The sequence below is a fragment of the Streptomyces bicolor genome (genome assembly GCF_000719285.1).
Classification (GTDB): Bacteria; Actinomycetota; Actinomycetes; order Streptomycetales; family Streptomycetaceae; genus Streptomyces; species Streptomyces bicolor.
The window spans coordinates 16,143-37,927 of sequence record NZ_JOFS01000032.1; the positions used below are offsets into that span (position 1 = coordinate 16,143).

16 protein-coding genes are annotated in these 21,785 nt (G+C 73.1%); 12 read left to right on the plus strand and 4 right to left on the minus strand.

Features of this window, described 5'->3' with window-relative positions; translation table 11 throughout:
- Positions 1 to 55: 55 nt before the first annotated feature.
- On the plus strand, positions 56 to 757 hold the full coding sequence (locus IF78_RS0133315) for a class I SAM-dependent methyltransferase (protein WP_031487348.1): 702 nt from the start codon (positions 56 to 58) through the stop codon (positions 755 to 757).
- A 303-nt stretch (positions 758 to 1,060) separates the two neighbouring features.
- Entirely contained in the window at positions 1,061 to 2,149 is a 1,089-nt protein-coding gene (locus IF78_RS0133320) for a S1C family serine protease (RefSeq protein ID WP_031487347.1), read from the plus strand.
- Positions 2,150 to 2,194: 45 nt separating this feature from the next.
- Here IF78_RS0133320 and IF78_RS0133325 read toward each other — a convergent pair whose 3' ends face one another.
- The gene (locus IF78_RS0133325; RefSeq protein WP_031487346.1) at positions 2,195 to 2,404 is read right to left on the minus strand and encodes a hypothetical protein; all 210 of its coding nucleotides are present in this window, start codon (positions 2,402 to 2,404) and stop codon (positions 2,195 to 2,197) included.
- A 179-nt stretch (positions 2,405 to 2,583) separates the two neighbouring features.
- Here IF78_RS0133325 and IF78_RS0133330 point away from each other — a divergent pair, with 179 nt between their 5' ends.
- Complete coding sequence (locus IF78_RS0133330) at positions 2,584 to 3,786, plus strand: bifunctional adenosylcobinamide kinase/adenosylcobinamide-phosphate guanylyltransferase (protein WP_031487345.1); 1,203 nt, start codon at positions 2,584 to 2,586, stop codon at positions 3,784 to 3,786.
- Between the two features lie 127 nt (positions 3,787 to 3,913).
- On the opposite strand, the gene IF78_RS0133335 is transcribed toward IF78_RS0133330, so the two are convergent.
- The gene (locus tag IF78_RS0133335; RefSeq protein WP_031487344.1) at positions 3,914 to 4,732 is read right to left on the minus strand and encodes a class I SAM-dependent methyltransferase; all 819 of its coding nucleotides are present in this window, start codon (positions 4,730 to 4,732) and stop codon (positions 3,914 to 3,916) included.
- Between the two features lie 239 nt (positions 4,733 to 4,971).
- Between IF78_RS0133335 and cobT the strand changes: the two genes are divergently transcribed.
- Both cobT and IF78_RS49225 read left to right on the plus strand, forming a co-directional pair.
- Positions 4,972 to 6,084 (plus strand): nicotinate-nucleotide--dimethylbenzimidazole phosphoribosyltransferase, encoded by a 1,113-nt coding sequence (gene cobT / locus IF78_RS0133340; RefSeq protein ID WP_031487343.1) that lies wholly within the window; start codon positions 4,972 to 4,974, stop codon positions 6,082 to 6,084.
- Positions 6,085 to 6,134: 50 nt separating this feature from the next.
- Positions 6,135 to 6,887, plus strand: a complete 753-nt coding sequence (locus IF78_RS49225; RefSeq protein ID WP_037641844.1) for a hypothetical protein — start codon at positions 6,135 to 6,137, stop codon at positions 6,885 to 6,887.
- On the opposite strand, the gene IF78_RS0133350 is transcribed toward IF78_RS49225, so the two are convergent.
- A complete protein-coding gene (locus IF78_RS0133350; RefSeq protein ID WP_031487342.1) occupies positions 6,791 to 7,555 on the minus strand; it encodes a hypothetical protein in 765 nt (254 codons plus the stop codon). The genes IF78_RS49225 and IF78_RS0133350 overlap by 97 nt on opposite strands.
- Before the next feature lie 73 nt (positions 7,556 to 7,628).
- On the opposite strand from IF78_RS0133350, the gene IF78_RS0133355 reads away from it, so the two are divergent.
- Positions 7,629 to 8,408 (plus strand): adenosylcobinamide-GDP ribazoletransferase, encoded by a 780-nt coding sequence (locus tag IF78_RS0133355; RefSeq protein WP_031487341.1) that lies wholly within the window; start codon positions 7,629 to 7,631, stop codon positions 8,406 to 8,408.
- Between the two features lie 38 nt (positions 8,409 to 8,446).
- Here the strand turns inward: IF78_RS0133355 and IF78_RS46735 are convergent, their stop codons facing one another.
- Positions 8,447 to 10,249 carry an endo alpha-1,4 polygalactosaminidase gene (locus IF78_RS46735; RefSeq protein WP_078662676.1) on the minus strand — a complete coding sequence of 601 codons (1,803 nt, stop codon included), beginning with the start codon at positions 10,247 to 10,249 and terminating at the stop codon, positions 8,447 to 8,449.
- A gap of 314 nt (positions 10,250 to 10,563) precedes the next feature.
- On the opposite strand from IF78_RS46735, the gene IF78_RS0133365 reads away from it, so the two are divergent.
- From IF78_RS0133365 to IF78_RS50505, 6 genes are all read left to right on the plus strand, one after another.
- Positions 10,564 to 12,111: a leucyl aminopeptidase gene (locus tag IF78_RS0133365; protein ID WP_031487339.1), complete on the plus strand. Its 1,548-nt coding sequence runs from the start codon at positions 10,564 to 10,566 to the stop codon at positions 12,109 to 12,111.
- Positions 12,112 to 12,354: 243 nt separating this feature from the next.
- Positions 12,355 to 13,743, plus strand: a complete 1,389-nt coding sequence (lpdA, locus tag IF78_RS0133370) for a dihydrolipoyl dehydrogenase (RefSeq protein WP_031487338.1) — start codon at positions 12,355 to 12,357, stop codon at positions 13,741 to 13,743.
- 59 nt (positions 13,744 to 13,802) lie between these two features.
- Positions 13,803 to 15,611 carry a 2-oxoglutarate dehydrogenase, E2 component, dihydrolipoamide succinyltransferase gene (gene sucB / locus IF78_RS0133375; protein WP_031487337.1) on the plus strand — a complete coding sequence of 603 codons (1,809 nt, stop codon included), beginning with the start codon at positions 13,803 to 13,805 and terminating at the stop codon, positions 15,609 to 15,611.
- A gap of 196 nt (positions 15,612 to 15,807) precedes the next feature.
- Positions 15,808 to 16,440, plus strand: a complete 633-nt coding sequence (locus IF78_RS0133380; RefSeq protein ID WP_031487336.1) for a GntR family transcriptional regulator — start codon at positions 15,808 to 15,810, stop codon at positions 16,438 to 16,440.
- A gap of 234 nt (positions 16,441 to 16,674) precedes the next feature.
- The gene (locus tag IF78_RS0133385; protein WP_234439963.1) at positions 16,675 to 21,555 is read left to right on the plus strand and encodes a cation-translocating P-type ATPase; all 4,881 of its coding nucleotides are present in this window, start codon (positions 16,675 to 16,677) and stop codon (positions 21,553 to 21,555) included.
- A gap of 57 nt (positions 21,556 to 21,612) precedes the next feature.
- The gene (locus tag IF78_RS50505; protein WP_267882995.1) at positions 21,613 to 21,744 is read left to right on the plus strand and encodes a hypothetical protein; all 132 of its coding nucleotides are present in this window, start codon (positions 21,613 to 21,615) and stop codon (positions 21,742 to 21,744) included.
- Positions 21,745 to 21,785: the final 41 nt, after the last annotated feature.

Genomic DNA, 21,785 nt, shown 5'->3' on the forward strand with positions numbered 1-21,785 from the left:
CGACGCGTGGCTGAACAAGCTGGGCGGGCTGCGTGATGTCGTACGACAGGAGCTGGTGGCCCGGCAGCTCGACGAGCAGATAGCCGGGCGGTTCCCGGTCGGGCAGCGGCTGCGCGTGCTCGACGTGGGGATGGGCCAGGGCACGCAGGCGCTGCGCCTGGCCCGGGCCGGCCACCAGGTGACCGGTGTGGAGCAGGACCCGAAGATGATCGCGGCGGCCCGCGAGGAGCTCGCCGGCGAGCCCGAGGGGATCCGGGAGCGGGTCCGCATCGTCCAGGGGGACGGACGCGACACGGGCGTCCACTTTCTGCCGGGCAGCTTCGATGTCGTGCTGTGCCATGGCGTGCTGATGTACGTCGAGGATCCCGACCCGCTGCTGGCCGGGCTGGCCCGGATGCTCGCCCCGGGCGGGCTGCTGTCGCTGCTGGTGCGCAACGGCGACGCGCTGGCCATGCGGCCGGGGCTCGGCGGGGACTGGGCCGGGGCCCTGGGCGCCTTCGACACCACCCAGTATCGGAACCGGCTGGGGCTCGACGTGCGCGCGGACCGGCTCACCGACCTGACCTCGACGCTCGCCGGCATCGGGGCGCCGCTGCACGTCTGGTACGGCGTGCGGGTGTTCACGGACACGGCGGCCGACGGGGCGGAGATCCCGGCGGACGTGGAGGCGCTGCTGGCGGTCGAGGAGCGGGCCGGGAAGACGGACCCGTATCGGAGCGTCGCGGCGCTGCTGCATCTGTGCGGAGTGCGCGGCTGAGCCCGTGCTGAGAGCCTGTGTCATGTCCCCGGCCGGATCAGCGCGCGGCGTCATGGGGGTCCCCCCGCGCGAGGTGGTTCGAGCGTGGGGGCGCGTGCGATCGCAAGGCGCCGGAGCGCCCTCGATGGGGGTGCCCCCGCGGGAGGAGCCACGTGGGCGGTTCGGCAACGCGGCTGGGGGTCCCCCCTCTGGGGGAGTGCGTGCCAGGCGTCGGGCGCCCGGCCGGGGACATGACATAGGCTCTGAGCTCGTTCGGGTGAGCAGCACAGGCCGGACCCCGGTCCGCGCGGCGAGACTCGGGGCATGGTTGCTCGCCGTTTCCGTGCCCTGCTGCCGGCCCTCGCGGTCGCCGTCGTCGTCTGCTGCCTCGGTGTCCTCGCCGGGTGTTCCGACTCCCCGTCCGCGGGTGGGAAGCGGGAGCGGGAGGACTCGACCAGGCAGGCCGCCGTACCGAAGGCGGTCACGGCGGTCGACGACCTGCAGAACGGCTACCTGAAGGTGATCAAGGACGTTCTGCCGTCGGTCGTGCAGATCCAGGCCAGGAACGACCTGGGATCGGGCGTGGTCTACGACGACCGGGGCCACGTCGTCACCAACGCGCATGTCGTCGGCGACGAGCGGACCTTCCAGGTGACGACCGCCAACAGCGAGGACGTGCTCACCGCCAGGCTCGTCTCCTCGTATCCGCAGCAGGACCTCGCCGTCATCAAGCTGGACACCATGCCGAAGGGGCTCAGGGCGGCGGAGTTCGGGGACTCGTCGAAGGTCGAGGTAGGTCAGATCGTGCTGGCCATGGGCTCACCGCTCGGGCTGTCGTCGAGTGTGACCCAGGGCATCGTCTCGGCGACCGGACGGACCGTCACCGAGGGCGGCAGGGACGGCGGTACGGGCGCGACGATCGCCAACATGGTGCAGACGTCGGCCGCCATCAACCCCGGCAACAGCGGCGGCGCCCTGGTGAACCTCGACCGCCGGGTCATCGGCATCCCGACCCTCGCCGCCACCGACCCCTCCGTCGGCGACAGCGCGGCACCCGGCATCGGGTTCGCGATCCCGGCGTCGACGGTGACGACGATCGCCGACCAGATCATCGAGGACGGCAGGGTCACCGACTCGGGCCGGGCGGCGCTCGGCATCACGGGCCGTACGGTCGTGAACGACGACTACCGGGCCGCGGGCGTGGCCGTCGTCGAGGTGCAGTCGGGCGGGGCGGCGGACCAGGCCGGACTGAAGCCCGGGGACGTCGTCATCCGGCTCGGTGACACGGACATCACGACCATCACGTCACTCGCCGAGGCGCTGGCCGCGCAGAAGCCGGGTGACCGGACGACGGTGACCTACCGGCGCGACGGCAGCGAGAAGACGGTGGATGTGACACTGGGTGAGCACTGACGGGAACGGCGGGCGAGGGCCGAACGGCCCTCGCCCGTACGGCTGCTACGCCTCGGCGTGCAGGCTCATCGGGCCGTAGATCTCCGTGGCGTCCTCGAAGAGCCGCACCTGGTCGGCGCCGCCCTCCAGCAGGGCCTTCCAGTGCTCGCCGATCCAGGACTCGGCGTCGCCCTGGGTGGTGAACTCCTCGGGCTGCACCGCGGGCTGGACCTCCGCCCCGTCGGTCTTCTCGAACCGCCACGTCCATGCCGCCATGTACGCCTCCAAGGTGTCAGCACGTTCGAGGCAACAGCGTATGCGCTCCGCCGGGCGAGCCGGAACAAGATCAAGGCAGTCGGTGGTCCGCGGGCCGATACGGCCCCGCGCCCCTTTACTGGCGCCCCTTCGGGGCCGCCAGTGCGCGAGACCGGTCGCGACCGGCGAAAATCAGCACCGTGGAACTCACTCTCCTCGGCACCGGTGCCCCCGCGGGACTCCCCCGCCCCGACTGTCCGTGTGCGGCCTGTGCGGGCGCGCTCGGTGACGATGCGCGGGCTGCCACCGCCTTGCTCCTGGACGGGGCCCTGCTGCTCGATCTGACACCCGGGGCGGCGTTCGCGGCGGCTCGGGCGGGGCGTTCGCTGGCGGGTGTGCGGCAGGTGTTGCTGTCGCATCCGCACGACGGGCCCGCCGTCGAGGTGCCCGCGGGGGTGCCACAGCCCGGGCGGGTGCCGGACGGGCGGGAGTTGACGCTGCTGACGGGGCATCGGGTGCGGGCGGTGGCGATGGACTCGCCGGGCACCGGTTACGCGGTGACCGGGCCGGACGGGCAGCGGCTGCTGTATCTGCCGCCGGGGGGTGCGCCGGCCGGGCTGGAGGAGGGGACCGTCGGGATGTACGACATGGTCGTCGCCGATGTCGTGCGGCGGCCGGACGCCCTGGCCAAGCTGCGGGCGGTGGGCGCGGTCGGGCCGACGACCGATGTCATCGCCGTCCATCTGGACCATGACGTTCCGCCGGGCGCCGAGCTGCGGCGGCGGCTGGCCGCGGCGGGGGCGCGGGCCGTGCCGGACGGGGCGACGCTGGTGGTGGGCGCGTACGAGGACGTGCCGGACGTGCCGCGCCGGACCCTGGTGGTGGGCGGGGCCCGGTCCGGGAAGTCGGTGGAGGCGGAGCGGCGGCTGGAGGCCTTTCCGGACGTGCTGTACGTGGCGACCGGGGGCACCCGGGCCGGGGACACCGAGTGGGCGGAGCGGGTCGCCGCGCACCGGGAGCGGCGGCCGGGGTCATGGCGTACGGCCGAGACGTGCGACCTGGTGCCGGTTCTCTCCGAGGGTGGGGCGCCGGTGCTGATCGACTGTCTGTCCTTGTGGCTGACGGACGCGATGGACTCCGTCGGGGCGTGGGACGACGCGGTGTGGGCGGATGGTGGGGAGCGGGCGCTGCGGGATCGCGTGCGCGAGCTGACGGCGGCGGTGCGGGCTACTCGGCGGACCGTCGTCGCCGTGTCCAATGAGGTGGGGTCGGGGATTGTGCCGGCTACGGCGTCGGGGCGGCGGTATCGGGATGAGCTCGGGCGGCTGAATGCGGCGTTTGCGGGTGAGTGTGAGCAGGTGGTTCTGGTTGTTGCGGGGCAGGCGCTTGTCCTTCGCGGATGAGAGTGCCGCGGTTTGTCGTCGGGCGGCTGCGGGTTGTGTGTGGCTGGTCGCGCCCACGCGGCGGTAGCCGCAAAGCGAATACAGCCACGCGCCCCTGGCGGCGTTGCAGTGAGCGGCCGTTCAGCACTCAGGCCCCCGCGGTCGGCTCCTTGCGGGCGATTACCCGGTACGCGTTCGACAGGGGGGTGCGGCGGAGCACCGGGGCCAGGAGCAGGTCGATCGTCCAGGCGGCGGCCACCAACGGCGCGCCCAGCAGGGCCAGTACCGGGCCCAGGAGGAGGTTCAGGAACAGGGCTGTGGTGGCCGCGAGGTCGTACGGGGTGTGTGGGGTGCGGCGGTCCGTCGTGACGATGGTGCAGCCCTGGGAGCGCAGTTCCTCGTGGAGGGTGCGCAGGGGCAGCAGGTGCAGGTGGCCGTGGCGGCTCTGCGGGATCCAGCAGCTGCCGAACAGCAGGGCGAACGCGCTGCGCGGGTTGGGGAGTTCGAGGATGAGGTGACCGCCCGGGCGCAGGACCGCGAGGGCGGCGCGGATTTCGGCGCGGGGGTCCGGGGCGTGTTCCAGGTGGCGGAGCATGCTGACGATGTCGTAGCGGGTGCGCAGGCGGGCCGTGACGCGGGGGTCGGTCAGACGGCCGACGTGGGCCTCCTCGACCCGCTCGGCCACGCGCGCGTGCAGCACGCTGGAGGTGGGGTCCAGGCCGTCGAACGACGTGTACGGGAAGACTTCCCTCGCCACCTCCGGGAAGCGGGCGTCGCCCGTGCCGACGTCCAGCCAGCTCTCCGGCTCGGGGAGGGGGAGCGCCGCGCGGGCCGCCGCTCTCAGACGGCTGGGCGACGCCCGCCGTACGACCTTCAGGAACCGGGGGGCGTAGCTGTGGTCCCGGCATGCGGCGAGGGTGAACGCGCAGTCGGCGCGGCGTCGTTCGGTGGGTGCGGTCGCGGTCATGGCGGCTCCCGGGCGCGAAGGGCGTATGGCGGGGGCGTACGGCGGCGTACGGCGGAATGGTGCTGCGAGCATGCCCCGACAATCCACTGCAAAACGGAACGTATGGGATGCCGATCTTGGGTGCAACGACGCCGTGCGGATGTGGCGGGGACGTGGCGGAGCCCCTGAGCGGACCTGGCGGAGCGCTTGGTGGCCATGGGGCGCCGTTCTGTTCGACCGGTGCCGGTACTGTTCGGCGAATGAGCTCGCTTAATCTCGACGACTTCAGTGATCTGATCGAGCGCCCCGACGGTGGGGTGCGCCGTGACGCCGAGGCGCGCCGTGAACGTCAGATCGTGCCGCCCGGGGCACTGGGCCGCCTCGACGACCTGGGTGAGTGGCTGGCGGCGGCGCAGTCGGCCGTGCCGGTGCGGCCGATCGAGCAGCCGCGGGTCGTGCTGTTCGCCGGTGACCACGGCGTCGCCGAGCTGGGTGTGTCGGCGCGGCCGGCGGGCGGCGCCGGGGAGTTGGTGCGGGAGATCCTCGAGGGCGACCGGCCCGTGTCCGTGCTCGCGCGGCGGCTCGGGGTTCCGGTGCGGGTCGTCGACATGGCGCTGGACTGCGATCCGGAGTCGCTGCCGGAGGCGGTCGTACGGCATCGGGTGCGGCGCGGCAGCGGCCGTATCGACGTCGAGGACGCGGTGACCCTGGAGGAAGCGGAGGCCGCCTTCCGGGCCGGCGTCGCGGTGGCCGACGAGGAGGCCGACTCCGGTACGGATCTGGTGGTGCTCGGCGATGTGAGCGTCGGCGGGACGACCGCGGCGGGGGTGCTGGTCGCCGCGCTGTGCGGGACCGACGCCTCCGTGGTCACCGGGCGGGGCGGGCTGGCCATCGACGACCTCGCGTGGATGCGCAAGTGCGCGGCGATCCGGGACGCGCTGCGGCGGGCGCGGCCCGTGCTCGGGGACCAGTTGCAGTTGCTCGCGACGGTGGGCGGGGCCGACCTCGCCGCGATCACGGGGTTCCTGCTGCAGAGCGCGGTGCGGAAGATGCCGGTCGTGCTGGACGGCGTCGTGGTCGCCGCGTGCGCGCTGGTGGGGCAGCGGATCGCGTTCCGGGCGCCGGACTGGTGGCTGGCCGCGCACGACAGCGGGGAGCCGGGGCAGGCGAAGGCACTGGACCGCATGGCCCTGGAGCCCCTGCTCGACCACGGCGTGAAGGTCGGCGAGGGGGCCGGGGGCCTGCTGGCTCTGCCCATGGTCCAGGCCGCGGCGGCACTGGCGGCCGAACTGCCGGAGCGGCCGGAGGAGTCGGAGAAGCCGGAGGAGTCGGAGGAGTCGGAGGAGTCGGAGGCGCTGCCAGAGGCCGAGTAGGGGGATGGAACGGGCAGTTCATTGCAAGTGTGGACATATGATCCACACTTGTGAGAGTTGACACCCTCGGCCGCTGGGCCCGCGCGGAGTGGGGGGCGTTGTACGTCGCCGTACGGAAACCGTTGCTGGAGCGCCGCTGGCGGGCCGTCCCCATGACTCTCGCGGCCGTGTGTCTGACCGGGATCACGCAGGTCGTGCAGAACCAGTCCTGGGGTTATCGGCCCGTCCACAACCTCGGGGCCGTCCGCGCCGAGGACCCCCTCTGGCAGGCGCTCCTGCGCACCCCGCTGTCCCTGTTCGTGCCGGCCCTCGACCTGCCGGTCTGGGGCGCCCTGGCGCAGCTACTGGTGGTGTTCGGGATCTCCGAGGTCTGCCTCGGGTGGTGGCGGACCCTCGTCATCGCGTACGTCGCCACCCTCGCCGGCACCCTCTACGCGCGCGTGGGCATCGCGCTCGGCCCGGACCACCCGATCGGGCTGCCCGCCTCGGACGCGCGGGTCGTGGACACGGGACCGTCGGCGGCCGTGGTGGGGCTGGCGGTGTTCCTCGGGTGGCGCTACGGCGCGTACGTCACGGCCGGTGCGGTGATCGTGGCGATGGTGGTCGAGGTGGGGCTGAAGGAGAACCTCGCCGGGAAGGAGCACCTGGCCGCGATCGCGGCGGTGCTGCTGCTGTGCGCCGTGGCGGAGCTGCGCCGACGCCGGCGTCAACGGCGGTCGACGGTGTTGTCGGCCGCCGCGTCGGGTTTGCCGCCCAGCCATTCCTCCAGGGCCCGGCGCGGGCGTACCCAGCGGCGGTCGTGACGGTAGGCGCGCAGGGCGGCCTTGGCGCGGGCGCGCGGGCGGCGGCCGTAGAAGCGGCGGGCCCACGGGGAGTTGGGGCGGGCCAGGCGGATGGCGCCGACCAGGGCGACGACCGGCACGATCACGCCGAAGATCGCGACACGGCCCTTTCCCTTGCTGAGCGCGATGAGGGAGAACAGGAAGTTCACCGCGACGTTGACCAGGACGGTGCCGCGGCCCTGCGTCTCGTCCGGATCGAGGTCGTTGACGCCCAGCGGTGAGAAGCCCACGAGCAGCAGGCCTCCCATGGCCGCCGTGAGGACGACCACCTCCACGCTCTTGCGGCCCTCCTCGCTCCAGTAGACGTCGTCGAGGTGCAGGATCAGCGCGAACTCGTCGAGAACCAGCCCCGCGCCCATGCCGAAGATCACCGCGAAGGCGGCGGCGCCGAAGCCGTACCGGCTGCTGGACACCGCGCCGAAGCCGCCGAAGACGGTGAGGAGGACGCCCGGAACCACATGGTGGACGTGGACGGCGCCGGTCTCGATGTTGCGGAAGGGGCCCTTGCCCGCCCGGATGAGGCGGGTGATGAGGCGGGTGACGAGGAAGGTGACGACGAACGCGGTGAGGGCCAGCAGGAGGGGGAGTTTGCCCGGTTCGATGACGTTGCGTTCCAGCCAGTGGCCCATGGGGTCAGTGTGTGCGGGGCGGGGGTGGGCCGCCTCGTGTGCATGGCGTCCGGGCTAGTCTGCGGGCGTGTCCATGACCCCGCCACCCCTGCACGGTCTCCGTTTCGCCTTCGGCACCCTCAGTGTGCTGCCCGTGAAGGTGAGCCGGTGGGACCGGGAGGCCGCGCGGGGCGGGATGCTCTGCGCCCCGCTCGTCGGGGCGGTGCTCGGGCTGTGCGCCGGCGGTCTCGGCCTCCTGCTCCTCGCCCTCGGCACCGGTCCGCTCCTCGCCGCCGTGGCCACGGTCGCGGTTCCCGCCGTACTGACCCGGGGACTGCACCTCGACGGGCTCGCCGACACCGCCGACGGGCTCGGCAGCGGCAAGCCCGCCGAGGACGCGCTGCGGATCATGAAGCAGTCGGACATCGGGCCGTTCGGCGTCATCACGCTGGTGTTCGTGCTGCTCGCGCAGGTGGCCGCCCTCGCCCGGATCTACGACGGCTCGTGGGCCCGGGGCGCCCTCGCCGCCGTCGTCTCGGCCGTCGCCGCCCGGCTCGCCCTCACCCTCGCCGCACGCACCGGCGTGCCCGCCGCGCGGCCCGATGGGCTCGGGGCCGCGGTGGCCGGGGTCGTTCCGGTACGGGGTGCGGCGGCCGTCGCCCTCGCCGTGACCGGCGTCGCCGCCGCGGCAGGGGCGCTGTTCGGGACGTACGACATCGCCCGCACCGCCCTCGCGGTCCTCGCCGCACTGGCTGCCGCCGAGGTCCTCCTGAGGCACTGCACCCGCCGCTTCGGCGGCGTCACCGGCGACGTCTTCGGCGGCCTCGCGGAGACAGCGGCGACGACCGCCCTCGTGGTCCTGTCGCTGGGCTGACCGTCACGAGTCTGTCCATCCGTTCAGCATGTTCGGCGTCAGCAGGTCTGGCGGAAGTAGCCGCTCGTACCCTTGGGCGCGACCAACGGGTCGCGGCGGACGATGCTCAGTGTGCTGCTCCAGCCGGAGCACACTTCCGACAGGCCCTGCGCCGTGTACTCGACCACGAGCACGTTGTTGTCGAACGCCTCGGCGAACTCGCCGCACTCGTTCCACTCGCCGCACTCCTCCACGACGGCGAAGTCCAGGCCCACGGCCGCACGGTCGGCCACGAGCTCAAGGGTGTTCTTCTGGGCGACGGCCAGGCCTTTCTCGTGAGCATGCACCGACAACAGCTTCATGAACGCCTTGGCGTGGTCGGCCGTGAGGTATTTCGGGAAGCGGGTGAAGGTGTCGTAGTTATCGGGTTCGACGGCCTTGTACCCCTTGGCCGCGCACTCGTCGATCCACGTGTTCACCTTGGCGGCGATGCGCTGCCGCTTGGCCTCCGTGCGGATGTCCAGGACCGCCTCGCCCCAGTCCTTGTCGTAGACGACATCCCCGTCGGCGTCGCGCAGCAGCAGGTCGGAGTCCCAGTCGGCCTCCGCGTCTTCCTGTGCCTGGAAGGCGTTGATATTGCAGATGCTGTAGACACCCGGCGCGGGCGCACTCTCGTGGCTGCGACTGACCACCTGCACACCGGCCGCCGGGGCATACGCCCCGCCGATCTGGTAGTCCCACCGCACGTGCTTCGGCGGTGGCGTCACGGTGGCGGTGGACGAGCGCGCGGTGGACGAGGACCCCCCGGTGGACGAGGGAGAGGTGCCGCTCTCCTGCGACCCGGATTTCACTGCCGTGATGCTCAGCCCGGTGACCGCCAGGGCTGCCGTGAGGCCGGCGAGGATGAGCCGCACTCGACGTCCGTAGCCGGTTCGAGTCCTGTCCGTTCCCCCCTTCCCCCCGGCGGTGGCAGGGCCTGACGGAACGAGCCGCGCAGGGGGATCCCGGCGACTGGATTCCGCCGCGTCGGGTACTCCCGGCGCGACCGGCACGGCGGAATCCGGCAGCGTGCGGAGCATGCGGTGCAGTTCGGCGAGTTCGGGCCGGGCGGCCGGGTCCTTGTCCAGGCAGCGTTCGGCAATGCTCCGGAGCGGTTCGGCGACTCCGTCCAGGACCGGTGACTCGTGCATCACCTGATAGCCCGTCAAATAGGGGCTGCTTCCGTCGAACGGACGGTTGCCGGTGGCCGCGTACACCAGCAGTGACCCCAGCGAGAACACGTCCGAGGCCGCGGTGACCTCCCGCGGCGAGGCGAACTGCTCCGGCGACATGAAGGGCGGGGTGCCGATCAACCGCCCGGTCACGGTCAGGGCCTCGTTGTCGACCGCGCGCGAGATGCCGAAGTCGATGACGCGGGGGCCGTCCTCGGCCATCAGGACGTTGCTCGGCTTCAGATCCCGGTGCACCACACCCGCCCGGTGGATGTCCCGCAGCGCCTCGACAAGTCCCAGCGCGAGCGCCCGCAGCTCGCGTCCGCGCAGCGGGCCGTCCTTGGCCACGACGTCCGACAATGTGCGGCCCGGCACATACAGCGTCGCCATCCACGGCTGCTCGGCGTCCGGATCGGCGTCCACCACCGGGGCCGTGAATGCCCCGCTCACCCGGCGGACCGCCGCGACCTCCTGCCGGAAACGGGCCCGGAACTCCTCGTCCTGCGCGTACTGCGCGTGCACGACCTTGACCGCGACCTGCCGTCCCGAGTCCGAACGGCCCAGATAGACGATGCCCATGCCGCCACTACCGAGCCGGTCGACCAGCGCGTAGCCGCCTATGGACTCCGGATCGCCGGGACTCAGCGACATCACCGGTCACCTTCCCATGTGCCGCGCTTCGAAAAGCCATTGAGGGTTCAAGGACATCAGCGTAAATGATCGCTTCCAGGAGATCGGCTGCGCGCACAAGGGAGAAATGACCGCGACGCCACCGACAGGTGAACGCCCGTCGGAATGAGCGAACGCTCACACGAGCGTAGGCTCATCCCGAGTGTTCGCCGTACCGGGGAAGGCCCCGCTGCCACCGCACCCGTAGGTCGGAACTAGGGTCGGCCGTCGGGCCCGGTCGACCCACACCAATTCGGCCATCGCAAACTTCACATCGGAAGCGAGATTTCACCACCGTGACTGCTCTCACTCTCAGCACCGCCGCGGCGCCCGGCCTGCGGGCCGACGCGATCGTGATCGGTGTCGCCAAGGGCACGGCATCCAGGTCCGGGAACCTGGTCGTCGCACCGGGCGCCGAGGCCGTGGACAAGGCGTACGACGGCAAGCTCGCCGGCGTGCTGGAGACCCTCGGTGCCTCCGGTGCCGAGGGCGAGGTGACGAAGCTCCCCGCGCCCGCCGGTTTCAAGGCCCCGCTCGTGGTGGCGGTGGGCCTGGGGGCGGAGCCCGAGGACGACAAGGACGGGGCGTACGACGGGGAGGCGCTGCGCAAGGCCGCCGGCGTCGCGGCCCGCGCCCTCGCCGGCTCCAAGAAGGCCGCGTTCGCACTGCCGGTGGGCGATGCCGGTGATGTCGGTGCCGTCGCCGAGGGCGTGCTGCTCGGGGCGTACGCCTTCGACGCCTACAAGGCGAACGGCAAGGACGCGAAGGACAAGAAGAACGGCAAGGCCCCCCTCGCCGAGGCCGCGCTGCTCGGCGGCAAGCCGCGCGACAAGGAGCACAAGGCGGCGATCGAGCGCGCCACCGCCGTCTCCGAGGAGCTCAACCGCGCCCGCGACCTGATCAACACCCCGCCGAACGACCTCAACCCGGAGTCCTTCGCCGCGATCGCCTCGGCGGCGGGCAAGGAGCACGGCATCAAGGTGCAGGTGCTCGACGAGAAGGCGCTGGCCAAGGGCGGCTACGGCGGCATCCTCGGGGTCGGCTCCGGGTCCGCGTCCGGCCCGCGGCTGGTGAAGCTGACGTACACGAACTCCAAGGCGGACAAGCACCTCGCCTTCGTCGGCAAGGGCATCACCTACGACTCCGGCGGCATCTCGCTGAAGCCGGCCGGGCACAACGAGACGATGAAGTGCGACATGAGCGGCGCCGCCGCCGTGTTCGCCGCCGTGGTCGCCGCCGCGCGGCTCGGCCTCGAGGTGAACATCACCGGCTGGCTCGCGCTCGCCGAGAACATGCCGTCGGGGTCCGCGGTGCGCCCCGGTGACGTGCTGCGCATGTACAGCGGCAAGACCGTCGAGGTGCTGAACACCGACGCGGAGGGCCGGCTCGTGCTGGCGGACGCGCTGTGGGCGGCGTCGCAGGAGACGCCGGACGCGATCATCGACGTCGCGACGCTGACCGGCGCGATGATTCTGGCGCTCGGCAACCGCACGTTCGGTGTGATGGCCAACGACGACGCGTTCCGCTCGGCGATCGTGGAGGCGGCCGAGGAGGTCGGGGAGGCGTCCTGGCCGATGCCGCTGCCGGAGCACCTGCGCAAGGGAATGGATTCTCCTACCGCCGACATCGCCAACATGGGTGAGCGGATGGGTGGCGGGCTGGTCGCGGGGCTCTTCCTGAAGGAGTTCGTCGGCGAGGGGATCACCTGGGCGCACCTGGACATCGCGGGGCCCGCGTTCAACGAGGGTGGTCCCTTCGGATACACGCCGAAGGGTGGTACGGGGTCCGCGGTGCGGACGCTGGTGCGGCTGGCCGAGCTGACCGCCTCCGGCGACCTGGGCTGATGTCGTTCTGAGTGAAGGGGCTCCGCGCGCGGGTAGAGCGGGGCCCCTTCTTCCGTGCGCGCTCAACCGAACGTGCTACGTCTCACACACCGGCCCGGCGTCTCGTTCGGTGTGGACAAGTGCGAAGATGGGGCTCGGCAGGACAGGGCCCCCACCACAGGGCCGAAGAAAGAGCGGCCGGACACCAGCCGCCGCCCGGTCACTGGAGACCGGCGTACGGCGCACATGCATGGAGGACGTGACGTGGCGAACGACGCCAGCACCGTTTTCGACCTAGTGATCCTCGGCGGTGGTAGTGGCGGTTACGCCGCGGCCCTGCGCGGGGCGCAGCTGGGCCTGGACGTCGCCCTGATCGAGAAGGACAAGGTCGGCGGCACCTGCCTGCACCGGGGTTGCATCCCCACCAAGGCCCTGCTGCACGCGGGCGAGGTCGCCGACCAGGCCCGCGAGAGCGAGCAGTTCGGCGTGAAGGCCACCTTCGAGGGCATCGACATCGCCGGGGTCCACAAGTACAAGGACGGCGTGATCGCCGGCCTGTACAAGGGCCTGCAGGGGCTCGTCGCCTCCCGGAAGGTGACGTACATCGAGGGTGAGGGCCGCCTGTCCTCCCCGACCTCCGTCGACGTGAACGGCCGGCGCGTCCAGGGCCGCCATGTCCTCCTCGCGACCGGCTCCGTGCCGAAGTCGCTGCCGGGCCTGGAGATCGACGGCAACCGCATCATCTCCTCGGACCACGCCCTCGTCCTGGACCGCGTGCCCAAGTCCGCGATCATCCTGGGCGGCGGCGTCATCGGCGTCGAGTTCGCCTCCGCCTGGAAGTCCTTCGGTGCGGACGTCACCGTCATCGAGGGCCTGAAGCACCTCGTCCCGGTCGAGGACGAGAACAGCTCGAAGCTCCTCGAGCGCGCCTTCCGCAAGCGCGGCATCAAGTTCAACCTGGGCACTTTCTTCCAGAAGGCCGAGTACACCGCCGACGGCGTCAAGGTCACCCTCGCCGACGGCAAGGAGTTCGAGGCCGAGGTGCTGCTGGTCGCGGTGGGCCGCGGCCCGGTCTCCGCCGGTCTCGGCTACGAGGAGCAGGGCGTCGCGATGGACCGCGGCTACGTCCTGGTCGACGAGTACATGCGCACCAACGTGCCGACCATCTCCGCCGTCGGTGACCTCGTCCCGACCCTCCAGCTCGCGCACGTCGGCTTCGCCGAGGGCATCCTGGTGGCGGAGCGTCTGGCCGGTCTCAAGACCGTTCCGATCGACTACGACGGTGTCCCGCGGGTGACGTACTGCCACCCTGAGGTCGCCTCCGTCGGTATCACCGAGGCCAAGGCCAAGGAGATCTACGGCGCGGACAAGGTCGTCGCTCTGAAGTACAACCTGGCGGGCAACGGCAAGAGCAAGATCCTGAACACCGCGGGCGAGATCAAGCTCGTCCAGGTCAAGGACGGCGCCGTCGTCGGCGTCCACATGGTCGGCGACCGCATGGGCGAGCAGGTCGGCGAGGCCCAGCTGATCTACAACTGGGAGGCCCTGCCGGCCGAGGTCGCCCAGCTCATCCACGCCCACCCGACGCAGAACGAGGCGCTCGGCGAGGCCCACCTGGCCCTGGCGGGCAAGCCGCTGCACTCGCACGACTGACCCTCGGTCGACGAAGCGACGACTCAGACTTCCGCAATTCGTAAGGAGCAACCGAAACCATGGCGGTTTCCGTAACCCTTCCGGCGCTCGGCGAGAGCGTCACCGAGGGCACTGTCACCCGCTGGCTGAAGGCCGAGGGTGAGCGCGTCGAGGCCGACGAGCCGCTGCTCGAGGTCTCCACCGACAAGGTCGACACCGAGATCCCCTCCCCCGCCGCCGGTGTCCTGGCCTCCATCAAGGTCGCCGAGGACGAGACGGTCGAGGTCGGCGCCGAGCTGGCCCTGATCGACGACGGCACGGGCGCGCCCGCCGCCGCCCCGGCCCCCGCCGCCGCCGAGGCCCCGGCCCCGGCCCCGGCCGCGGAGCCCGCTCCGGCCGCCCAGCCGTCCACCGAGCAGGCCGCCCCCGCTCCGGCCCCGACCGCCGAGGCCGCTGCCGGCGCCGGTACGGCCGAGGGCACGGACGTGGTCCTGCCCGCGCTCGGCGAGTCCGTCACCGAGGGCACCGTCACCCGCTGGCTGAAGTCGGTCGGCGACAGCGTCGAGGCCGACGAGCCGCTGCTGGAGGTGTCGACGGACAAGGTCGACACCGAGATCCCCGCCCCCACGTCCGGCACCCTGCTGGAGATCGTGGTCGGCGAGGACGAGACGGCCGAGGTCGGCGCCAAGCTGGCCGTCATCGGCGTCGCGGGTGCCGCTCCGGCGGCCGCCCCGGCCCCGGCGGCTCCGGCCCCCGCCGCCGCTGCCCCGGCCGCGCCCGCGGCTCCGGCTGCCCCCGCGGCTCCGGCTGCTCCGGCTCCCGCTCCGGCCGCGCCCGCCGCTGCCGCCCCGGCTCCGGCCCAGCCCGCGGCTCCGGCCCCGGCGCCGACGCCCGCCCCCGCCCCCGCCCCGGTCACCCCGGCGCCGGCCGCTCCGGCCGCCGCCCAGCCGACCGACGAGGGCGCCTACGTCACCCCGCTGGTGCGCAAGCTCGCCGCCGAGCACGGCGTCGACCTGGCCGCCGTCAAGGGCACCGGCGTCGGCGGCCGTATCCGCAAGCAGGACGTCATCGCCGCCGCCGAGGCCGCGAAGGCCGCCGCCGCTGCCCCGGCCCCCGCCGCAGCCGCTCCGGCCGCCGCGAAGAAGGCCCCGGCGCTGGAGGTCTCCCCCCTCCGTGGCCAGACCGTCAAGATGCCCCGCATCCGCAAGGTCATCGGCGACAACATGGTCAAGGCGCTGCACGAGCAGGCGCAGCTGTCCTCGGTCGTCGAGGTCGACGTCACCCGCCTGATGCGCCTGCGCGCCCAGGCCAAGGACTCCTTCGCCGCGCGCGAGGGCGTCAAGCTCTCCCCGATGCCGTTCTTCGTGAAGGCGGCGGCCCAGGCGCTGAAGGCCCACCCGGTCATCAACGCCAAGATCAACGAGGCCGAGGGCACGATCACCTACTTCGACTCCGAGAACATCGGTATCGCGGTGGACTCGGAGAAGGGCCTGATGACCCCGGTCATCAAGGGTGCGGGCGACCTGAACATCGCCGGCATCGCCAAGGCCACGGCCGACCTGGCCGGCAAGGTCCGCGCCAACAAGATCACCCCGGACGAGCTGTCCGGCGCGACCTTCACCATCTCCAACACCGGTTCGCGTGGCGCGCTGTTCGACACGATCATCGTGCCGCCGGGCCAGGTCGCGATCCTCGGCATCGGCGCCACGGTCAAGCGCCCGGCCGTCATCGAGACGGAGGACGGCACGGTCATCGGCGTCCGCGACATGACCTACCTGACCCTCTCCTACGACCACCGTCTGGTGGACGGCGCCGACGCGGCCCGTTACCTGACGGCGGTCAAGGCGATCCTGGAGGCGGGCGAGTTCGAGGTCGAGCTCGGTCTGTAAACGCCGCCCAACTGCGCACACCGATGCCCTCGCCCGGAATCTCCGGGCGAGGGCATCGCCCTTCAGAGGACCCCTTAGGCACCACAGGCACCGTGTAAGTCTCATCTCACCTGCGCAAAAGCACCCCCGTCGGCCCTCCCAGCGGAGCGCACCGGCCTTATTGTCTAAACGTCAAACGCGCCCCTAAGGAGCCCTCATGACCGCCCCCGTCATCCACTCGCTGCGCGAACAGATCCGCGAGCACATCCTGGAGGGGATCATCAGCGGTCGCTGGCAGCCGGGCGAGCGGATCGTGGAGCGGCGGATCGCCACGGAGCTGGAGGTCAGCCAGACCCCCGTACGCGAGGCGCTGCGCGAGCTGGAGTCGCTGCGGCTCATCGAGTCGGCGCCCAACAAGGGCGTACGGGTGCGGAGTCTGACCGCCGCGGACCTGGAGGAGAGCTACCCGGTCCGGGCCGGCCTGGAGGCCATCGCCGCCGAACTCGCGGCCGACCGCCTCGCCGAGGACTGCTCCGCCCTGGAGCCCCACGTCACCGCCCTCTACGAGGCCGACCGCAACGCCGACGGCACCGCCCAGGTACGGCACACGGTCGCCTTCCACCGCGAAATGGTCCGCGCGGCGGGCAACTCCGTGCTGCTGCACACCTGGGAGGGCCTCGGTATCGAGGTGTTCACGGCGCTGTCGATCCGCTGGCTGGGGACCGTGCAGCAGTCGTACGCGGAGGAGCACGAGGAGCTGGTGGCCGCGTTCCAGCGCCGGGATCCGAGGATCGCCGAGATCGTGAAGGCCCATGTGCTCGGGTGCGCGCCCCGGCACGAGGGCGAATAGGGCTAGCCGAGGACACTCGTCCGCCCGGCCCAGCCCGAGCCGTTCGTGACGAGCGCGGCCGGTGGGACGTATCGATACTGGTGGGAGGCGTGTCTCCCCGGAGGCGGCGCCCACGACACCCTCGCCGATGGTGGAGGCCGCGTGATCTGGCCACAGCTCTCTTCCGCGCTCCCCAGATCTGTGTTGTCCGGGTCCGTGTTGCCCGCGTCCGTCCTGCCCTCGACGCTGACCGCCGTGTCCGCGACGGCGTCGGCCGTGCGGTCCGTGGCGCATGGTATGGCCGCCGTGCCGGGGGCGCTGTCGGCGATCGGGGCGATGCTGGGGCCTTGTTCGCGCGGCATCTGGCGGACGCCCGGTGGTGTGCAGATCGAGCTCCGGCGGCTGGGACAGCCCGGGACGGTCGCCGCGGCCCGCGAGCTGGAGGCGACGCTGCGGCGCGTGCCGGGCGTGAGCCGGGCCGAGGTGAACGGCACTCTGGGCTGCGTGTACGTCGGCTGCGGGCCGGAGACCGACCTCGAGACCGTCACCGGCATCGTCGCGGCCGCCGACACCGCTGCCGGTCAGGGGGCGGGGCCTGCGGGCACCCACCACACGCCGGCCGAGGACGACGGCACGTATCCCGAGCAGGCGCACGCGCCGGCGCCGGATGACGTCACCCCGCGCACAGGGCAGCCGCAGGGTGAGAGCGGGCAGCGCGAGGCGGGGGCGGATCGGGGGCGGCCACGTGTCGGCTATCCCGGGGACTCGCGGGCGCAGGTCGGCGCGGCCGTCCGGCTCGGCGCGGGCCTGCTGGCGGTGGGGGTGGCGTCGGTGGGTGACGCGCTCCGGCTGCGGGGACTGCATCCGCTGGTGATGTCGGTGGTCCAGTTCGCGGAGTCCACCCCGCCGCTGCGCGAGGGCGTCGCGCGCCGAATCGGCGAACCGGCGACGGAGCGCTGCTTCGCCGTGGCGAACCTGGTGCTGACGACGCTGACCTTCCGGCCGCTGGGCACCATGGTGAACGCCGCGTTGGCCGCCGCCCGGTATGCCGAGGTACGGGCTCGGCGCGAGGCGTGGGCTGGCTGGGCGCACCGGCTGGCGGTGCACGAGGGAACGTTCCGCCATAACGCGGTGCCGTCCTACGAGCGGCCCGCGCCGCTTCCGCCGGGTCCGGGCGACCGGTACGCGAACGTCGCGGCACCGGTGTCGCTCGCGGCGTACGGGCTGACGTCCGTCGGCACGCTCAGCCATGACCGGGGGCTGGCACTGCTGATCGCGGGAACGCCGCGCGGCCCGCACTCCGCCCGGGAGTCGTTCGCGTCCTCGGTGGGCCGGGCCCTGTCCGACCGTGGCGCGCTGGTGCTGCGTCCGGAGGTGCTGCGCCGGCTGGAGCGGATCGACACCGTGGTCCTGGACGCGCGCGTACTGGCCGGTGGCGACTGGACGGTCGAGGGTGTCCTGCGGCTGCCGGCGCCGGGCACGGCGGGTCGGGAGGCTCCGGAGGACCGAGGCCCCGCGGACAGACCGGGGAACGGTGAGGCCCAGGGCATCCCGGAGGCCAGAGAAGGCGAGCCGGGAGCAGGAGCGCGCCAGCGCGAGTCCAGGGGCGGCGGCCCCGACGGTGACGGGGGCAGTGCCCCGGAGATCCGGTGGTCCGCACCCGGGCCGAGGAGCGGCGACTCGGCCAACGGCGGGCGGGACGACGGGCTTTACGACGGGCCGGACGACGACGAGATCCACGTACGGATCCATGAGCTGATCGAGGCGGACGGTCCGTCCGACGGGCGGCCCCGGCCCGGCGCCGGCCCCATGGCACCCACGCGCCGGGACGGCTGGGAGCTGCGGCCGTACGGCGACACCGCCCCGGACGGCCCCGCGAGCCACGGCGGCGTGCCCGAGGACACGGACGCGCGAGCCCGGCGGTGGGCCGAGGAGGGCGCGCGGGTCGTACTCGTGCTGCGGGAGGGTACGCCGGTCGCCGTGGCCGCGCTGGTGCCCCAACTGCATCCGCTGGCCCACCACTTGGTCCGCGCGGCACGGGAGTGCGGCCGGGTACGGCTGGTGGGCGGGCCGCCCGGACTGCACCTGCGGTTCGGGCTGGAGGAGGCCGTGCCCACCGGGCACCGGCGTACCGCGGCTCTGGTGCGCTCGCTGCAGGCGGAGGGGCACGGGGTCGCCGTGGTCTCGGCACGGACCCGGCGCGCGCTCGTCCGCGCGGACCTGGGCATCGGGTCCATCTCAGATCCGAGGCATGTGCCGTGGGACGCCGATGTCGCCGCCCCGCCCGATGTCGTCCACCTGCTGCTGACGGCCCTGCCGGAGGCTCGGCGGATCGCCCGGCTGTGCGCCCGGATGGAGGGCGCCGGGGCCGCGGCGGGCTCGGCTCTCGCGCTGCTGGTGCCCCGCCCACGGGCTTGGGCGCGGGCCAAGCTGGTGGCCGACGGGGTGACCGTCGCCGGGGTCGCGGCGGGCTTCTGGGCGGGGTGGCGGCTGCACGGCCGGCCGGCCCCGGCGGCCACCGAGCGCACGCCCTGGCACGCGATGGCGGTACGTCAGGTGATGTCCCGGCTCGCCACCTCCTCCCGTGGGCTGGACGAGGCCGAGGCCACGCGGCGCCGGCAGTTCGAGGGCCGCGACCGGCACGACGGCGCCGTCACCCTCATCGGCCGGGTCGCGGAGGAGCTGGCCAATCCGCTCACCCCGATCCTGGCGATCGGCGGCGGCGTCTCGGCGGCCCTCGGCTCGGTGCTGGACGCCGTGCTGATCGGCGGGGTGCTCGGCGTGGACGCGCTGGTCGGCGGGGTGCAGCAACAGCAGGCCGACAACGCGGCGGAACGGCTCGTCGAGGCCACCTCGGTACGGGTGCGGGTGCTCAGGCCCGGCCGGGCGGAGCCGGTGGAGGCGGCCGGCGAGCATCTGGTGCGCGGCGACGTGATCGAGTTGCGGGCCGGGGACTCGGTGCCGGCGGACTGCCGAGTGGTGCGGGCGCAGGGCCTGGAGATGGACGAGTCGAGCCTCACCGGAGAGTCGCTGCCCGTCGTGAAGAGCGCGGCGCCGACCGCGGCCCGGGCGGTCACGGACCGTACCTCGATGCTCTACGAGGGCACGACGGTGGCGGCCGGTCACGCGCTCGGCGTGGTCGTCGCCACCGGGACGGCCACCGAGGCGGGCGGCGCGGGCGAGGCGGGCCCCGACGGCGCACCGCCGGAGAGCGGGGTGGAGCGGCGGCTGAAGGCGCTGGGCCACTGGTTCCTGCCGCTGTCCGTCGGCGCGGGCGTCGCCCTGTTCGCCGTCGACATGCTGCGCAGACGGCCGCTGGGCGGCGCCCTGGGGTCCGCGGTCAGCCTGTGTGTGGCGGCCGTACCGGAGGGGCTGCCGTTCGTGGCCACGGTCGCGGAGCTGGCGGCGGCCCGTCGGCTGTCCACCCGCGACACCCTGGTCCGCAGCGCCTCCACCATCGAGGCGCTGGGCCGCACCGACGTGCTGTGCTTCGACAAGACCGGCACCCTCACCGAGGGACGGATCGGCCTCCAGCAGGTCTCCGACGGGCTGGAGCGCGGTGCGCCCGACCGGCTCACCCCGGCGCTGCGCCGGATCGTCGCCACGGCCGCGCTCGCGGGTCCCCCCGGTACCGCGGCGGACCTCACCCATCCCACCGACCGGGCCATCGCGACCGGCGCCGGACTGCTCGGCGCCGCCCCGGCCCGGGCCGCCGGGCTCGGTACGGACACCTGGGAGCGGCTGGCCGAGCTGCCGTTCGAGCCGGGGCGCGGTTACCACGCCGTGCTGGGGCGGTCCGACAGCGAGGCGCGGATCGTCGTCAAGGGAGCGCCGGAGGTCGTACTGGCCCGCTGTGACCGGGTCCGCCGGGGAGACGCCACCGAGCCGTTCGACGAGCGGCTGCGTGCGGAGGCCGAGGCGGAGGTCGACCGGCTGGCCCGGCGGGGCCTGAGGGTGCTCGCGGTCGCCGAGCGCGTCCTGCCCGAGGGCGCGCCGCGGGACGACACCGGCCTCGACGACGGCGTCGACGGGCTGTGTCTGCTGGGGCTGCTGGGCCTCGCCGACCCCGTGCGGGCCACCGCCGCCGAGAGCGTGGACCGGCTGTCGCGGGCCGGGGTGCGCATCGTCATGGTCACCGGGGACCACCCGAGCACGGCCGCCGCGATCGCCCGGGAGCTGCGCCCCGAGGAGGAGCCGCGCCTGATGACGGGGGCGGAGCTGGACGCCCTCGACGACGCGGAGCTGGCCACGACGCTGCCGGACATCACGGTGTTCGCCCGGACCACGCCGGCGCACAAGGTCCGTATCGTCACCGCGCTGCGCGCGGCCGGCCGGATCGTCGCCGTCACCGGCGACGGCGCCAACGACGCGCCCGCCATCCGGATCGCCGACGTCGGCATCGCCCTGGGCTCACGGGCCACGCCGGCCGCCCGCGCCGCCGCCGACATGGTCGTCACCGACGACCGCATCGAGACCATCGTCGACGCGTTCGTCGAGGGCCGGGCCATGTGGGCGTCCGTCCGCAAGGCGCTGGGCATCCTGCTCGGCGGCAACCTGGGGGAGATCGCGTTCACCCTGGCGACCACGCTGTTCACCGGGCGCAGCGCGCTGAACGCCCGTCAGCTGCTCCTGGTCAACCTGCTCACCGACATGCTGCCCGCCATGGCCATCGCCGCCCGGCCACCCGCCGCCCACCGCCACCAGCTGCTCGCGGAGGGCCCGGAGGCCTCCCTCGGCAAGGCCCTGACCCGGCACATCCGGCTGCGTGCCACCGTTACGGCGGTGGCGGCTGCCGTGGCGTGGATCGCCGCCCGGGCGACCGGCACGCGGGCGCACGCCGACACCGTCTCGCTGGTCGCCCTGGTGACGTCCCAGTTGTTCCAGACGCTCCAGGACGCGGGCCGTGATCCGGTGGTGGCCGCCGCCGTGGTGGGCTCCCTGGTGGTGCTGGGCGTGGTCGTGACCGTGCCGGGGCTCACCCACTTCTTCGGCAGCCGGCCGCTCGGGCCGGTGGGCTGGACGATCGCGCTGGCCACGGCGGCGGGGTCGGTGCTGGTTCCCGCGGCGGCCCGGGGCGCCGTCGACGCGCCGGGGAAAGTTCACCCGCAGTACACCCGGGTGCAGCCTGCCGGATGACATCGGCCCGGACAAAGGAGCCGTACACCGCACGATGCTCACGAAAGGCGGCTCCTCATGCCGCACATCCTCACCACGATCCTGACCAACGTGGCGATCGCCCTGCTCGAGGCCCTCCTGGTCCGCCTGGCCATCCAGCTCTGGAAGGCGTTCGGCACGAGCGTGCGTCCGGTGGCGGCCCACGCCTGAACCGTCCACTGAACAGACCTGAGTGAATTGTCCGTTCGGGT

What these genes read in the sequence shown, in the direction of transcription:
- IF78_RS0133355 (WP_031487341.1), top strand. Translation starts at nt 7,629, where the DNA reads ATGACCCCGCCACCCCTGCACGGTCTCCGTTTCGCCTTCGGCACCCTC.
- cobT (WP_031487343.1), top strand. Translation starts at nt 4,972, where the DNA reads ATGAGCTCGCTTAATCTCGACGACTTCAGTGATCTGATCGAGCGCCCC.
- IF78_RS0133350 (WP_031487342.1), bottom strand. Translation starts at nt 7,555, where the DNA reads ATGGGCCACTGGCTGGAACGCAACGTCATCGAACCGGGCAAACTCCCC.
- IF78_RS0133335 (WP_031487344.1), bottom strand. Translation starts at nt 4,732, where the DNA reads ATGACCGCGACCGCACCCACCGAACGACGCCGCGCCGACTGCGCGTTC.
- IF78_RS50505 (WP_267882995.1), top strand. Translation starts at nt 21,613, where the DNA reads ATGCCGCACATCCTCACCACGATCCTGACCAACGTGGCGATCGCCCTG.
- IF78_RS0133325 (WP_031487346.1), bottom strand. Translation starts at nt 2,404, where the DNA reads ATGGCGGCATGGACGTGGCGGTTCGAGAAGACCGACGGGGCGGAGGTC.
- IF78_RS46735 (WP_078662676.1), bottom strand. Translation starts at nt 10,249, where the DNA reads ATGTCGCTGAGTCCCGGCGATCCGGAGTCCATAGGCGGCTACGCGCTG.
- sucB (WP_031487337.1), top strand. Translation starts at nt 13,803, where the DNA reads ATGGCGGTTTCCGTAACCCTTCCGGCGCTCGGCGAGAGCGTCACCGAG.
- IF78_RS0133380 (WP_031487336.1), top strand. Translation starts at nt 15,808, where the DNA reads ATGACCGCCCCCGTCATCCACTCGCTGCGCGAACAGATCCGCGAGCAC.
- IF78_RS0133320 (WP_031487347.1), top strand. Translation starts at nt 1,061, where the DNA reads ATGGTTGCTCGCCGTTTCCGTGCCCTGCTGCCGGCCCTCGCGGTCGCC.